Origin of the sequence: Streptomyces venezuelae, assembly GCF_008642295.1 — a bacterium.
GTDB classification, from domain to species: domain Bacteria; phylum Actinomycetota; class Actinomycetes; order Streptomycetales; family Streptomycetaceae; genus Streptomyces; species Streptomyces venezuelae_C.
Genome location: NZ_CP029190.1, coordinates 3531518 through 3545779 on the forward strand (window position 1 = coordinate 3531518; position 14262 = coordinate 3545779).

Consider the following 14262-nt stretch of genomic DNA (forward strand, 5'->3'; position numbering starts at 1 on the left):
GTGGGTAGCCTGGACTGCGATGTGCTGGTGATCGGCGGCGGGATCGTCGGCCTGTCGACCGCCCATGCCCTGTCCCTGCTCGCTCCGGGGACGCGGGTGGTGGTGCTGGAGAAGGAGCCCGGCCCGGCCCGGCACCAGACGGGCCGCAACAGCGGGGTGATCCACAGCGGGATCTACTACCGGCCCGGCTCCCTGAAGGCCCGCTTCGCGGTGCGCGGGGCGTCCGAGATGGTCAAGTTCTGCTCGGAACACGGCATTCGGCATGAGGTGACCGGGAAGCTGATCGTCGCCACCGAGCGCTCGGAGCTGCCCCGGCTGCATGCACTGATCCAGCGCGGCCGGGAGAACGGCATCCCGGTGCGGGAGCTCGGCCCGGCCCAGATCTCCGAGTACGAGCCGGAGGTGCAGGGACTGGCCGCGATCCACGTCGGCACCACCGGCATCGTGGACTACGGGCAGGTGGCGGAGCGGCTGGCCGAGGCCTCGGGCGCGCAGGTGCTGTACGGGGAGCGGGTGGAGCTGATCTCGCGCCGGCCGTCCGCGGTCGCGGTCCGTACTTCCAGCGGGCTGGTGGTCAGAGCGGGGGCCCTGGTCAACTGCGCGGGCCTGCAGTGCGACCGGGTGGCCCGGCTGGCGGGCGACGACCCGGGCATGCGGATCATCCCGTTCCGTGGTGAGTACTACGACCTCGCGCGCCCCTGGCTGGTCCGGGGCCTGGTCTACCCGGTCCCCGATCCCGCCTTCCCCTTCCTGGGTGTGCACCTCACCCGGGGGATCGGCGGCGGCGTCCATGTCGGGCCGAACGCGGTCCCGGCGCTGGCCCGCGAGGGGTACGGCTGGTCCGTGGTCCGGCCGCGGGAGATCGCGGCCGAGCTGGCCTGGCCGGGCACCTGGGCGATCGCCCGCCGCCACTGGCGGTACGGAGCCGGGGAGATCCACCGCTCGCTGTCGAAGCGGGCCTTCACCGAGGCGGTGCGCCGCCTGCTGCCCGCGGCCACCGAGGCGGACCTGCACCCGGCCCCGGCCGGTGTCCGCGCCCAGGCGGTGTTGCGGGACGGCACCCTGGTGGACGATTTCCTGATCCGCGAGGCCCCGCGCACGGTCCATGTGCTGAACGCCCCCTCGCCCGCGGCGACGGCCTCGCTCCCGATCGGCCGCGAGGTGGCCCGCCGGGCGCTGGCCGCCCTGCGGGCCTGACCGGCGCACGGGGCTGACCGGCGCGCGCCGGTCCGGGGGCCGACCGTAGAATCGACACACTGTGTCTGAGTCCATGAACCCGCACCCCAGCGCCACCCCCGAGGCCGACGTCGACGTCGCCGAGCTTGCCGTGGCGGCGCCGGAAGCGCCCCCGTACACGCCGCCCCGCTGGCGCACCGAGTCGCGGTTCGGCCCCGAGGGCCCCGCGCCCGACCCGGCCGGATCGCACCACGAGCGGCGCATCCGCAGCTTCCAGCCGCGCCGCAGCCGGGTGACCACCGGGCAGGAGGACGCCCTGCGGCGGCTCTGGGGCACCTGGGGCCTGGACATCGACGGGCACCAGGTCATCGACCTCGACCGGCTCTTCGACGGACTGCCGGTGGTCCTGGAGATCGGCTTCGGCATGGGCGAGGCCACGGCCCAGATGGCCGCCGAGGACCCGGGGACCGGGATCCTCGCGGCCGATGTGCACACCCCGGGCCAGGGAAACCTGCTCGCCCTCGCCGAGCGCAACGGACTGACCAACGTCCGGGTCGCCAACGGCGATGCGATCATCCTGCTCCGCGAGATGCTGCCGGCCGCCTCGCTCGCCGGGATGCGCGTGTACTTCCCGGACCCGTGGCCCAAGAAGCGCCACCACAAGCGCCGGCTGATCCAGCCCGAGTTCCTCACCCTGGCCGCGACCCGCCTCGCGCCCGGTGCGGTCCTGCACTGCGCCACCGACTGGGAGCCGTATGCCGAGCAGATGCTCGAAGTGCTCAGCGCCCACCCCGACTTCGAGAACACCCAGGAAGACGGCGGGTTCGCGGCGCGCCCGGCGTTCCGGCCGCTGACCCGGTTCGAGGGGCAGGGCCTGGACAAGGGCCACCTTGTACACGACCTGCTGTTCCGGCGCACCGGTTAGTCCTCGAAGCCACCGGGAACGGGCGAAAACCGGGGAACGTCACAGCCTGTGTCGGACCCGCTCGCTACTGTGATGGAGTGTTCGGAGCGCTCCGCGATGCCGCTGTCCGTGCTGTGCTCTCGCGCCCGTCGGGCACGGTCCGTACGGGCGTGCTCCTCGGCGTGCTCGCGACCTCCGGGGCGGCCATCCTGGAGCTGGTGCGCGAGCAGACCGGCACCCCCGGCTTCTTCGTCGGCCTCGGCCTGGCCCTGTTCCCGGTCCCCGCGCTCATGGCGGCCTTCCGGTGGCTCGGCCGGGTCTCGCCCGTCCCGTGGCCGTGCCTGCTGTACTGCTTCGGCTGGGGTGCCTGCGCGGCGGCGCTGATCGCCATACTGGCCAACAGTTTTGCCACCGAGTGGATAGCCGCGGCCACCGCCGACCCCTCCGATGCCGACCAGCTCGGCTCGATCGCGATCGCACCGGTGGTGGAGGAGACCGCCAAGGCGGCTGCCCTGTTGCTGGTGTTCCTGTTCCGCAGACGGCTTCTGACCGGGTTCACCGACGGGTTCGTCCTCGCGGGATTCACCGCCACCGGGTTCGCCTTCACCGAGAACATCCTCTACCTGGGCAATGCCTTCGGCGAGGACCTGGTCAGCGGAACTGCCGTGCTGGACTCGCTGACCGCCGCCACCTTCTTCGTCCGGATCATGCTGTCCCCGTTCGCCCACCCGCTGTTCACGGTGCTCACCGGCCTGGGCTTCGGCGCGGCCTCGATGTACTGCCGCCGGTCGGCCCGGATCGGGCTGCCGCTGCTCGGGCTGGCCCTGGCCATGGGCGCACACGCGCTCTGGAACAGCTCCTCCGAGCTGGGCGAATACGGGTTCTACCTGGTCTACGGCTGTGTGATGGTCCCGGTGTTCGGGCTGCTGGCGGCGCTGGCCGTGCGGCTGCGGCGGCGCCAGCTCCGGGCGGTCGGCAGCGAGCTGGCGGTGTACGCGGCGGCGGGCTGGCTGGGCCCGGCGGAGGCCCGGGTGCTCGCCTCGATGCCGGCCCGCGCACTGGCCCGGTCGATGGCCCGGCACACCGGCGGGCGCCCGGCCCGGCGGGCGGTCCTCCGGTACGAGACGGACGCGGCCGAGCTGGCATTGCTGCGGCACCGGGCCCGGCGCGGCGGCCCGGCGCGGGTGCCGGAATTCGCCGAGCGGGAGCGGGAGTTGCTGGGCCGGATCTGGCTGTGCCGGCCGGTGGCGGGTCCGGCGCTGATCCGCGCGGCCATGGCGGAAGAGCTGGTGCCGCCCGTACTGCCGCCGACGGCCCGGCCCGTGGTCCCGCCGACGGCCCGGCCCGTGGTCCCGCCTGCGGTCGCGCCCGTGGTCCCGCCCGCCAGGACGGAGATCAGACGTTCAGTCCCTTGGATTCCAGCCAGGCCAGCGGGTCCATCGTCGAACCACCTGCCGTACGCACTTCCAGGTGCAGATGGGCCCCGGTGACATTGCCCGTGGCGCCGACCCGGCCGATGGTGTCGCCGGTGCCCACCGCGCCGGAGGTCACCGCCATCGAGGAGAGGTGGCAGTACCAGACCTCGGTGCCGTCCGGGAGTTCCAGCACGATCCGGTAGCCGTAGGCCCCCGACCAGCCGGCCGAGGTGATCTTTCCGCCGTGCACGGCCTTGACCGGGGTTCCGGTCGGGGCGGCGAAGTCGAGCCCGGTGTGCTGCCCGGAGGACCACATGGAGCCGGAGTCGCCGTAGTGCGAGGTCAGGGTGTACGAGGAGGTGGGCAGGGCGTAGCTCGCAGCCAGCTTGGCCCGCCGTTCGGCCTCCGCGGCGGCCTTCGCCTTGGCCTCGGCCTCGGCGCGGGCTGCGTCCTCGGCCGCCTTGCGCGCGGACTCCTGCTTGGCCTTGGCCTGCTGGGCGGCGGCTTCCTGGGCGGCGCGCTCGGCGGCCAGCCGTTCGGCCTCCACGGCGGCGTCCTTCTGGGACTCGGCCTGCTGGAGGATGCGGTGCCGCAGAGCCTCGCCGGCGTCGGCGCCGGTCTCCCCGGTCGCCTGCCGGGGGATGAAGGCGGTGGGCGCCGACCGCTCGCCCGATCCGCGGTCCGCCCGCGCCCCGTCGGCCCGGGCGGAGCCGGCCCGGTCCGCGGCACCGGCTGCCGCGGCGGCGTCCCGCTGCTCGTCCTTCCCGCTCCCGTCCTCGTCGTCGCCGAGGAGACCCAGGGAGGGCATGTCCGGCAGGGAGGGCATGGATATCGAGACCTGGGGGCGGTCCTGGGCAGTGGCGATGCCGCCCGCGCCGACCGCCGCGATCACACCGACACCCAGGACGGTGGAGCTGCGGGCGAGTCCGCCGCGCTGCCGGGCGACCCGGTGCTTGCCACGGACCGGACGGACGGAGTCCTCGGTGGGGTTCCATTCGCCCCAGGCGCCGGCGGAGGCCTCTTCCTGGTTCTCGATACCTTCCACCGGGATGACTCCTTCCGGCGCGCACGCGCACGGTGCCGCCTCATGCGACGGTTGGGACGACCGCGCTGCGTTATCGAACGGTAATAGACAGAGGTGTGTGATTCCAAGCTGTTGCCGTTGATCGTTCCCATCAATCGGCCACTCCTTGACTGGCTTTGGCCCTCACATACCGCCCATACCCGGCAGTAAACGGGGCATTAAGCCTCCCGTTTGGGTATGTCATCGGCCACCACCACCCCATGACGCCACATCAGCCACAGTGCGGAGTGCTCCCCTGCGGTCACTCGCTGTGGCGACGGATCACCGGTACGGTCCGCCGCCGGACCGGCTGCCGCTCCCCGGGCCGGCCGACCGCCAGCAAGGCCATGTCGTCGGTCGCCCCGCCACCGGTGTGCCGGCGCACGTCCGTGGTGAGCGCACTCAGCAGGGCGTCCGGCCCCGGGAAGATCCGCCCGCGCAGCCGGACCGAAGGGTCGTAGAAGTCCCCCGCCGCGTCCCGCGCCTCGGTCAGCCCGTCGGTGTAGAGGAGCAGGGTGGTCCCCGCCGGGAACGGCCACTCCTCGACCCGGTCCGGCCAGGCCCCCAGGTCCCCCATGCCCAGGGGCAGCGCCGCCTCGGTGGGCACCAGCGCCTCCAGGCTGCCGTCCGGGTGCAGCAGCAGCGGCTCCGGATGGCCGCGGTTCACCACCCGCAGCACCGCCGCCCCGCTCGGGATCTCGGCCAGTACGCAGGTGGTGAACCCCTCCACCGAGTCCAGGCTGTCCCGCCGGGTGCCCTCCCGGGCCAGCGCCCGTTCCAGCCGCTGGGCCACCCCCTCCAGGCTGGGCTCCCACTCGGCGGCCTCCCGGAACGCTCCGAGCACCACCGCCACCGCCTCCACCGCGCCCATGCCCTTGCCCCGGACGTCACCCACCGCGAGCCGCACTCCGTACGGGGTGTCCTGGACGGCGTACAGATCCCCGCCGATGAACGCGTCGGCCTCGGCGGCCTCGTACCGGGCCGAGACGTGCAGCCCGCCGATCCGCTCCGCCGGGACGGGCAGCACGGCCCGCTGGGCCACCTCGGCGATCCCGCGCGCGGAGGCCAGCCGCTCCCCGCTGCGCCGGACCACCCGGTTGATGAGGATGGCCAGCCCGGAGACGGTGAGCACGGTCACCAGCTCGGTCAGCGCCTCCACCTTCCAGGTGGTGCCGTTGTTGATGTGGAGCCCCAGGACGGCGAGCGAGGCCAACATGCCGATCAGGGCGGTGGTACCGAGGGCGAACAGCGGGGCGGCGACGAGCGGGGCCGCGGAGAAGAACGGCGAGCCGGTGAAGCTGGGCGGGGTCAGCACGTCGAAGGCCAGCCCGATGACGATCAGCAGGGCCGGGAGCACCCGGAGGAACCGCCGGCTCAGCCGGTTCGTCCCGAGACCGCCCTTCCTGCCGCCTCCGCTGCGCTGCCCCAGCCCCGCCACTCGGTTCTCCTATGCCCGGTCCTCGGTCAAGGCTGGGGGTACGGCCCGCCCGGCGTCGAGCGGACGGGAGCCGATCGGGTGAGCAACGACGAAGGCCCGGATCCTGAGGATCCGGGCCTTCGTACGGAGTAGCGGGGACAGGATTTGAACCTGCGACCTCTGGGTTATGAGCCCAGCGAGCTACCGAGCTGCTCCACCCCGCGTCGGTGAACACCACCTTACGCCATCGGAGAGCTGCTCCCAAACCACATATCCTCCGGGCCGCTAGAGCCTGCCGAGGAAGGCGGTCAGGTTCCCGGCCATCCGGTCGATCTGCTGCTGCACCGTCAGCGACTCCTCGAACCGCCCGCCGGGCTCCGGCTGCTTCTTCCCCCGTACGTACAGCGAGCAGTCCATGTCCGTGCACAGGTAGATGCCGACCGAGTTCCCCTCCCGCCCTTCCTTCCCCGTCTTGCGGGCGGTCATCAGCGAGACCCCGCTGCCCGGGTGGGTGGTCAGGCAGAGGCTGCACATGCTGCGGTGCAGGAACCCGCGCTTGGCCGCGGGGAAGCGGAGCGCCACCCCGATGAGCCGGCCCTCGTGCTCGGTGACGAGATAGCTGCGGTCGGGCGCGGACAGGTCCCGCCAGCCCAGGAAGTCCAGATCGGCCCAGGGCCGGTCGGCCAGGTCGCGGGGCATCGGCAGCCGCCCGGCCTCGCCCTTGGAGCAGTTGACGAACGCCTTGCGGATCTCGGTCTCGGTCAGTGCCTTCATGGTGGCTGACGCTAGGCTTGCCTAGACCCCCTAGGCAAATGATTAACACTCCAAGGAAAAGAGGGACCGTTGGCGGTACGCGCGGGACTCACCCCCGACCGGATCGTCGAGGCAGCGGCCGAGCTGGCGGACTCCGCCGGCTTCGACAAGATCACCATCTCGGCGCTCGCCCGGCACTTCGGCGTCCGGGACGCCAGCCTCTACTCCCACCTCCGCAGCCTCCAGGACCTGCGGGAGCGGCTGGCGGTGCGCTGTGCCGCCGAGTTCGCCGACCGCCTCGGCGCAGCCCTGGCCGGCCGCTCCGGGCGGGACGCCCTGGCCGGCTTCGCCACCGCCTACCGCGACTACGCCGTCGCCCACCCCGGCCGGTACGCCGCCACCCAACTGCCGCTGCCGGCCGAGCAGGCCGCCGCCTCCGCGGGCCACCGCCGCATGTCGGAGTACACGTACGCGCTCTTCCACGGCTACGGCCTGGAGGAGCCGGATCTGACCGACGCGGTCCGGCTGGTCCGCAGCACCCTCCACGGGTTCGCCGCGCTGGAGGCCTCGGCCGCCTTCCTGGCCCCACGCCCCCTGGACGCGTCCTGGCCGCCGATGCTGGAGGCCCTCCACACCCTGCTCACGGCTTGGCCGCACCGGCCCTGAGGCGGGCCTTCAACCCGGCGTGAACAGCACAGCGCCCCCGACCGGATTCCGGTCGGGGGCGCTGTCCGAGCTGTAGGCCATGTCGGACTCGAACCGACAACCAATGGATTAAAAGTCCACTGCTCTGCCAATTGAGCTAATGGCCCTTGGAGTGCTCTCCCCAGAGCATAGCCGGACACCGCCCGTCAGCCGATTGGGTATCGGCCGACGGGCGGTCGGAGTGTCAGTTCGCCGCGGCCAGGACACCGAAGGGCCCGCCCGACACCCAGTGTCGGACGGGCCCTGTCAGCAGGTCAGTTCAGTGACCGAAGCCTCAGCCGTTGCGCTTCCAGCGCGGCTTGTCGTCGCGGCGGCCGGCACCGAAGGAACCGGAGGAACCGGAACCCGACGGGCGGTGGTCGTCGCGGCGGCCGTACGGACGGTCGCTGCCACCGGAGCGGAAGCCACCGGACGGGCGGTCGTCACGACGGTCGCGGTTGAACGGACGGTCGCCGCCACCGGAGCGGAAGCCACCGGACGGGCGGTCGTCGCGGCGGAAGCCACCACGGTCACCACCGCGGTCATCGCGGTTGAAACCACCGGACGGACGGTCATCGCGACGGAAGCCGCCGGAGGGACGGTCGTCACGACGGAAACCACCACGGTCACCACCGCGGTCGTCACGGTTGAAACCACCGGACGGACGGTCATCGCGACGGAAGCCGCCGGAGGGACGGTCGTCACGACGGAAACCACCACGGTCACCACCGCGGTCGTCACGGTTGAAACCACCGGACGGACGGTCATCGCGACGGAAGCCGCCGGAGGGACGGTCGTCACGACGGAAACCACCACGGTCACCACCGCGGTCATCGCGGTTGAAACCACCGCGGTCGCCGCGGTCGCCGCGGTCGTCACGACGGAAGCCGCCACGGTCACCGCGGTCACCGCGGTCGTCGCGACGGAAGCCGCCACGGTCGCCACCGCGGTTGTCACGGCGCTCGTAGTTGCCCCGCTCGTCGCGCTGGGCACGCTCCTCGCGGCGCTCCTGCGCGGCCAGTTCGGCAGCGGCAGCGGCGGCGGCAGCCGCCACCTCGGCCTCGGCGACCTCGGCGGCCTCGGCCACCGCGGCCTCCGGGTCCTCACCGCGCTCACGGGCGGCGCGGGCGACCAGGCGCTCGGCCTCCTCGCGGAGCTCGCCGGCCCGGCGCTGCAGGCGCTCCAGCTGCTTGGTCAGCTCGGCGACCTCGCGCTCGGCCTGCTTGGCGGCGTTGTTCGCGGAGTCGGCCTGGACCTCGGTCAGCGACCGGGCACCGGTGATCTCGGCGACCTCGGGGTCGAAGGCGCCGGCACCGCCGACGATGTGGCGCGAGGCGTCCACGCCCGCGTCCTCCATCAGGCGGAAGATCTGGCGGCGCTGGTGCGGCAGGGCCAGGGAGACCACGACACCGGAGCGGCCGGCACGGGCGGTACGGCCCGAGCGGTGCAGGTAGTCCTTGTGGTCGCCGGCCGGGTCCACGTTGAGGACCAGGTCGATGCCGTCCACGTGGATGCCTCGGGCGGCGACGTCGGTCGCGACGAGCGCGTTGACGTAGCCGTCCTTGAAGTCGGCGAGGGTGCGGGTACGCGCGCCCTGGGTCATACCGCCGTGCAGCGCGTCCGCCTTCACACCGGCGTCGCGCAGCTGCTCGGCGATGCGGTCGGCGCCCAGCTGGGTGCGGACGAAGATGATGGTGCGGCCCTTGCGGGCGGCGATGGCGGCGGTGACCGGCGCCTTGTCCTTCGGCTTCACGACCAGGACGTGGTGGGTCATGGTGGTGACGGCGCCGGCGGACGGGTCGACCTCGTGGGTGACCGGGTTGACGAGGTAACGCTTCACCAGGCTGTCGATCTCGTTCTCCAGGGTGGCGGAGAACAGCAGGCGCTGGCCGCCGGCCGGAACCTGGTCGAGCAGCTCGGTGACCTCGGGCAGGAAGCCCAGGTCGGCCATCTGGTCGGCCTCGTCGAGGACCGCGATCTTGACCTGCTCCAGGGAGCAGGCGCCACGGTTGATGATGTCGCGCAGACGGCCCGGGGTGGCGACGAGGATGTCGACACCGCGCTCCAGGGCGTAGATCTGGTTGCCCATGGAGGTACCGCCGCAGACGACCTTCATCTTCAGGCCGAGCACGTCGCCGTAGGGCTGGAGGGCGTCCGCGACCTGCATCGCGAGCTCACGGGTCGGGGTGAGGATGACGCCGCGGGGCTTCTTCTTGTCGGTGTAGCCGCCGGCCAGGGTGGCCAGGAGCGGCAGACCGAAGGAGAGGGTCTTGCCGGAGCCGGTGCGGCCACGGCCGAGGATGTCCTTGCCGGCCAGGGCGTCCGGGATGGTCGCGGCCTGGATCGGGAAGGGGGTGGTGACACCGTTCTGCGCGAGCTTGCGGACCACGCCCTCGGGCAGACCGAGGTCGGCGAAGGTGATGGTGGGCTCGGCGTCGGCGTCGGCGTCGTCAGCCTCGTTGTAGTCGAGGTCCTCGGACTGGTCGGCCGTCACGTCGGCAACATCAGCCACATCGGCCTCGAGCGCCTCGATGGTCTCGTCGACCACAAGGGTCTCGACGGCCTCGATCGAGTCGTTCTCGGGCATGACGGCACGGTCAGAACTGGAAATGGACATGCGAATGCGAAAACCTTCCGGAGTCTCGGCACGCGCCCAAACTCCGTGAATCGCAAATTCGACCGCCTCAATGCGGTCAGCCACGGCAAGGGAGAGTACGCGCCACACGGCGCTCTTCGGGTTCGGCGCCGGGCAATGGGATCAAACGATCTATAACCATACGCACCCCTCCCCCACCCTGGCAAGTCCGCAGGTGAGCGCCGGGTCGGGGGCTCAGCCGCCCGGCTGCGGCTGTGCGCTGGGCTCCGTGGTGGGCCCGGGGTCCACCGGCGGGTCCGGTGTGGGTTCGGTCACAGGCGGCTCCGGGTCCGGCGGGTCCACCGGCGGGTTCGGGTCGGAACCCCCCGAGCCGCCGGAATCGCCGCCTCCGGGGGCGGGCTCCTGCGGCTCCTGGCCACCGCTCCCGCCCGGCCCCTGGCCCCCCGAACCCCCGGCACCACCCGATCCGCCCAGTCCGCCCGCGGCGGCGGTACCGGGGGTGGGCGAGGGCGCGCCGGGCGCGCCCGGTGAGGCGCCGGGGCTGGGGGAGGCGCCGGGGCCCGCCTTGCCGCCCTCGCCCGGCTTGCCGTCCTTGACCTGCGTACCGCCCTTCGCGTCATGGCCGGCGCCGCCGCCGGAGCCGCCCCGGACGGACCCGCCGCCCCCGTCGGATCCGGCGTCCGCGCCCCGGCGGTCCCCGGACGAGGACGGCGCGGGCTTGGCGGAATCGTCGCTGACACTCATGCAGCCCGCCGCCGCCGCGACCGCGATCGCGGTGACGGCCAGCCGGACGGAAGCGGAGAACTGGCGCACGGTGGGACCTCCGTGGAAGATCGGTGCGGCCCGCAGGGACGGGTCAAGAGACCCAACTCCCTTTGCCCCGTTCGGGACACGCCCCTGCGGACACATCCTGTCCGCAAATCCGGCTCCAGCCCCGTCACCGCAGCGGTCACAGCAGGGGCTACAGCAGCTCAGCCAGCCTCAGTCCCAGCCATACGGCGCACATCCCGGCCACCACCGACGAGCCGGCGTACGCCGCGGCGAGCCCCCCGCGCCCGGTCTCCATCAGCCGCAGGGTCTCGTACGAGAAGGTCGAGTAGGTGGTGAGCGCCCCGCACAGGCCGGCGCCCAGCAGCGCCTGGGCCCCGCCGGAGAGCGCCGCCCCGGCCAGCCCGCCGAGCAGCAGGCTCCCCGCCGTGTTGACGGCGAAGGTGCCCCAGGGGAACACCGGCCCCCACCGCTCCCGCACCGCACGGTCCGTCAGATGGCGCAACGGCGCCCCCACCGCCGCGCCCAGGACCACGTACAGCCAGTTCACGGCCGGACCGCCGACCGCGAAGAGGGCGGCCGGATCATCCGGGTCAGCCGGACCGCCAGCCAGACCCCGCCCAGCGCCCCGGCCAGGGTGCCGGCCGCGTAGCCCAGCGCCGTGCCGAGCGCGCCGCGCTCCAACAGCCGCACCACGTCCAGCGAGTACGCCGAGAAGGTGGTGAACCCGCCGAGCACTCCGGTGCCCAGCAGCGGACGCACCCAGTCCGGGCCGTGCCCCCGTTCACCCGCGAGCACCATCAGCACCCCGATGAGCGCGCAGCCGGCCACATTGACCACGAAGGTCCCCCAGACGGACGGCCACACCAGCCAGATCCCGTACCGCGCGCAGGCTCCGGCGGCTCCCCCGGCGGCGACCAGCGCCACCGTGGCCGGGCCCCCGCCGCCGCGCCCGCCGGGCGGCTGGGTCACCCGTACCCCAGTGCGTGCAGCCGCTCGTCGTCGATCCCGAAGTGGTGGGCGATCTCGTGGACCACGGTGATCTCGGTCTCCTCGACCACGTCCTCCCGGGTCTCGCAGATCCGGAGGGTGGGGTTGCGGTAGATGGTGATCCGGTCCGGCAGCACCCCCGCGTACCACTCGCCGCGGTCCGTGAGCGGAGTCCCCTCGTACAGCCCGAGGAGCTCCGGATCGTCCGCGGGCGGCTCGTCCTCCACGAACACCGCCACGTTGTCCATCAGCCGCGTCAGCTCCGGCGGAATCCGGTCCAGGGCCTCTGCGACGAGCTCTTCGAACTCCTCGCGCGTCATCTCCAGCACCGGGCCATTGTCGCTCCGGTGGAAACCGTTTTGGCGATAGCTCCCCCCATCCCATATGCTTCTCACGTCCCCGACGCGCTGCAAAGCGCCCAGGTGGGCCCTTAGCCCTCATCGTCTAGTGGCCCAGGACGTCGCCCTTTCAAGGCGGTAGCACGGGTTCGAATCCCGTTGGGGGCACGCATTACCCTGTGCGAGACTTGTCTGGCACAGACACCATGGTCCTGTGGAGCAGTTGGTTAGCTCGCCACCCTGTCAAGGTGGAGGTCGCGGGTTCAAGTCCCGTCAGGATCGCTGAGGCTCGAAAGAGTCCTCGTGGCTGGGTAGCTCAGTTGGTACGAGCGATCGCCTGAAAAGCGATAGGTCGCCGGTTCGACCCCGGCCCCAGCCACAACAGTGAAAGGCCCCGTCCCCCGGACGGGGCCTTTCGCATACCCGCTACGCTCCCTCGGCTTCGGCCGAGGCCTCGGCTTCGGCCTCGGCCCGGGCCCGGCGGCGCCACTGCAGCAGCCCGGCCGCCGCCGCCCCCACCGCGACCAGCCCGAGCAGCGCCCAGTCCGGCACCCCGGCCGTCACGGACCGCACCCACTGTTCCACCGCGAACGAGTCGTCCACGTCCAGCAGCCCCGGCAGGCCGGTCGCCCCGTCGTACGCCAGGAACAGCCCGCCCAGCGCGATGAAGAACAGGCCGGAGAGCAGCGAGGTGGTGTGCAGCTCCAGCCGCCCCCACGAGAAGGCCCGGCCGCGCAGCCAGCGGCGCCGGCCCAGCTCGAACCGCTCCCACAGCAGGGCCAGCAGGAACAGCGGTACGGCCATCCCGAGCGCGTACACGGCCAGCAGCGCCCCGCCATAGACCGGGGACCCGGACACGGCCGCCACCGTCAGCACGCTGCCCAGGATCGGGCCCGCGCAGAACCCGGCCAGTCCGTAGACGGCACCCAGCGCGTACACCGAGAGCGCGGTGGTGGGGCGGATCCGGCCGGAGAGCTCCGCCAGCCGCCGGGAGGCGAAACCCAGCCCCAGCAGCTGCGCCAGCCCCAGCCCGATGATCAGCCAGCCGCCGGCCAGGACCAGCTGGTCCCGGTGGCCGTGGAAGAACCGCCCGGCGGTCGAGGAGGCCGCGCCCAGCGGCACCAGGGTGCTCGCCAGTCCGGCGTAGAAGATCCCGGTGCGGGCGAGCAGCCGCGAGGCGGAGTCGATCGAGTACGCGAAGAAGGCCGGCAGCAGCAGGGCGCTGCAGGGGCTGAGCAGCGCGAGCAGGCCGCCCAGCAGCGCGGCCAGGTATCCGATCTCCACTATCCGGCCGCCTTGGCCTTCTCGATGGCGGCCTCGAACTCGGCCGTCGGCATGGCTCCGGCGATCGGCCGGCCGTTGACCAGGAAGGACGGCGTGGAGCTGACCCCGATCCGGTAGCCCTCCTCCTGGTCCCTGGCCACCGCGGCCTTCGCGGCCTGCCCGTCCATGTCCTTCTCGAACCGGTCCAGGTCCGGGACCCCGGCCTCCTTCGCCAGCTCCCGCAGCCGGTCCGGGCCGAAGCCCTTCGCCTTCGCGCCCTCGGCGTAGGCGGCACTGTGGAACTGCCGGAACCGGTCCTGCTGCCCGGCGGCCCAGGCGGCCCGCGCGGCGGCCTCGGACTCCGACCCGAAGATCGGGAAGTTCCGCCACTCGATCCGGAGGGTGCCGTCGGCGACGTACTTCTCCACCAGCCCGGGCTCGGTGTCGCGGGCGAACTTCCCGCAGTAGCCGCACTTGTAGTCGGCGTACTCGATCAGCACCACGGGCGCGTCGGGCCGGCCCACCGCCTGCTTGTCGCCGGCCTCCCGCCGGGCGAGCCCGCGCAGCTGGGCCAGTGCGGCATCCGCCTCGGACTCGGCAGCCCCGGCGGCGCCCGACGCCTGGGAGCTGGGCGCCGAGGCACCCTGGTGGACCGCCCCGTCCTCCTCCGATGGCGCGGAGGCCTGCCAGGACAGCAGCCCGAGGGTGACGGCGGCGAGCGCGACCCCGGCGGAGATCAGCAGCGGCTTCTTGGACGCGGACGTCCGGGGGCGGGGCATGACGGGCCTCTCACTCATACGGCGGGTCGTTTCGGGTGGTCTCGTCCGGGAATCGTACGGGGACGACCGACTAATGCGTTCGCCACCCGCAGCCTGTGGGTGAGATCCTCGATCAG

General features: G+C 72.7%; 14 protein-coding genes and 5 tRNA genes. 7 read left to right on the plus strand and 12 right to left on the minus strand.

All coding sequences use genetic code 11. The annotated features are described in order from the left end of the window. The 3 genes from lhgO to DEJ50_RS15480 all read left to right on the plus strand — a co-directional run bounded on the left by lhgO (position 1) and on the right by DEJ50_RS15480 (position 3570). The gene (gene lhgO, locus DEJ50_RS15470; protein ID WP_150208593.1) at positions 1-1197 is read left to right on the plus strand and encodes an L-2-hydroxyglutarate oxidase; all 1197 of its coding nucleotides are present in this window, start codon (positions 1-3) and stop codon (positions 1195-1197) included. A gap of 73 nt (positions 1198-1270) precedes the next feature. Then, on the plus strand, positions 1271-2101 hold the full coding sequence (gene trmB, locus DEJ50_RS15475) for a tRNA (guanosine(46)-N7)-methyltransferase TrmB (protein ID WP_150212155.1): 831 nt from the start codon (positions 1271-1273) through the stop codon (positions 2099-2101). Between the two features lie 77 nt (positions 2102-2178). After that, on the plus strand, positions 2179-3570 hold the full coding sequence (locus tag DEJ50_RS15480; RefSeq protein WP_150208594.1) for a PrsW family intramembrane metalloprotease: 1392 nt from the start codon (positions 2179-2181) through the stop codon (positions 3568-3570). Here the strand turns inward: DEJ50_RS15480 and DEJ50_RS15485 are convergent. From DEJ50_RS15485 to DEJ50_RS15500, 4 genes are all read right to left on the minus strand, one after another. After that, complete coding sequence (locus DEJ50_RS15485) at positions 3476-4546, minus strand: M23 family metallopeptidase (RefSeq protein ID WP_150208595.1); 1071 nt, start codon at positions 4544-4546, stop codon at positions 3476-3478. The two genes, DEJ50_RS15480 and DEJ50_RS15485, sit on opposite strands and share 95 nt — an antisense overlap. A 274-nt stretch (positions 4547-4820) precedes the next feature. Beyond that, positions 4821-5987, minus strand: a complete 1167-nt coding sequence (locus tag DEJ50_RS15490) for a PP2C family protein-serine/threonine phosphatase (protein WP_223838121.1) — start codon at positions 5985-5987, stop codon at positions 4821-4823. 138 nt (positions 5988-6125) lie between these two features. Further along, positions 6126-6199, minus strand: a tRNA-Met gene (locus DEJ50_RS15495). 61 nt (positions 6200-6260) lie between these two features. After that, positions 6261-6749: an FBP domain-containing protein gene (locus DEJ50_RS15500; RefSeq protein WP_150208597.1), complete on the minus strand. Its 489-nt coding sequence runs from the start codon at positions 6747-6749 to the stop codon at positions 6261-6263. Positions 6750-6818: 69 nt separating this feature from the next. Here DEJ50_RS15500 and DEJ50_RS15505 point away from each other — a divergent pair, with 69 nt between their 5' ends. Then, entirely contained in the window at positions 6819-7394 is a 576-nt protein-coding gene (locus tag DEJ50_RS15505) for a TetR/AcrR family transcriptional regulator (RefSeq protein WP_150208598.1), read from the plus strand. Positions 7395-7467: 73 nt separating this feature from the next. Here DEJ50_RS15505 and DEJ50_RS15510 read toward each other — a convergent pair. The 6 genes from DEJ50_RS15510 to DEJ50_RS15535 form a co-directional block, all read right to left on the minus strand. Then, a tRNA-Lys gene (locus DEJ50_RS15510) sits at positions 7468-7540 on the minus strand. 167 nt (positions 7541-7707) lie between these two features. After that, a complete protein-coding gene (locus DEJ50_RS15515) occupies positions 7708-10029 on the minus strand; it encodes a DEAD/DEAH box helicase (RefSeq protein WP_150208599.1) in 2322 nt (773 codons plus the stop codon). Between the two features lie 213 nt (positions 10030-10242). After that, on the minus strand, positions 10243-10821 hold the full coding sequence (locus DEJ50_RS15520; protein ID WP_150208600.1) for a hypothetical protein: 579 nt from the start codon (positions 10819-10821) through the stop codon (positions 10243-10245). Positions 10822-10969: 148 nt separating this feature from the next. Beyond that, complete coding sequence (locus DEJ50_RS15525; RefSeq protein WP_150208601.1) at positions 10970-11326, minus strand: fluoride efflux transporter FluC; 357 nt, start codon at positions 11324-11326, stop codon at positions 10970-10972. After that, a complete protein-coding gene (locus DEJ50_RS15530) occupies positions 11323-11748 on the minus strand; it encodes a fluoride efflux transporter FluC (RefSeq protein WP_150208602.1) in 426 nt (141 codons plus the stop codon). Before DEJ50_RS15530 ends, DEJ50_RS15525 begins: the two co-directional genes overlap by 4 nt. Further along, positions 11745-12095 (minus strand): metallopeptidase family protein, encoded by a 351-nt coding sequence (locus tag DEJ50_RS15535; RefSeq protein WP_190344511.1) that lies wholly within the window; start codon positions 12093-12095, stop codon positions 11745-11747. Before DEJ50_RS15535 ends, DEJ50_RS15530 begins: the two co-directional genes overlap by 4 nt. Before the next feature lie 104 nt (positions 12096-12199). Between DEJ50_RS15535 and DEJ50_RS15540 the strand changes: the two genes are divergently transcribed. The 3 genes from DEJ50_RS15540 to DEJ50_RS15550 all read left to right on the plus strand — a co-directional run bounded on the left by DEJ50_RS15540 (position 12200) and on the right by DEJ50_RS15550 (position 12483). After that, a tRNA-Glu gene (locus tag DEJ50_RS15540) sits at positions 12200-12272 on the plus strand. A 40-nt stretch (positions 12273-12312) separates the two neighbouring features. Continuing rightward, positions 12313-12386: transfer RNA gene (locus DEJ50_RS15545), tRNA-Asp, on the plus strand. A 23-nt stretch (positions 12387-12409) separates the two neighbouring features. Beyond that, positions 12410-12483 (plus strand) — tRNA-Phe (locus DEJ50_RS15550). Positions 12484-12530: 47 nt separating this feature from the next. Here DEJ50_RS15550 and DEJ50_RS15555 read toward each other — a convergent pair. Both DEJ50_RS15555 and DEJ50_RS15560 read right to left on the minus strand, forming a co-directional pair. Then, positions 12531-13391 (minus strand): cytochrome c biogenesis CcdA family protein, encoded by an 861-nt coding sequence (locus DEJ50_RS15555; protein WP_150212157.1) that lies wholly within the window; start codon positions 13389-13391, stop codon positions 12531-12533. Continuing rightward, on the minus strand, positions 13388-14164 hold the full coding sequence (locus tag DEJ50_RS15560) for a DsbA family protein (protein ID WP_223837769.1): 777 nt from the start codon (positions 14162-14164) through the stop codon (positions 13388-13390). Before DEJ50_RS15560 ends, DEJ50_RS15555 begins: the two co-directional genes overlap by 4 nt. Positions 14165-14262 lie beyond the last annotated feature (98 nt).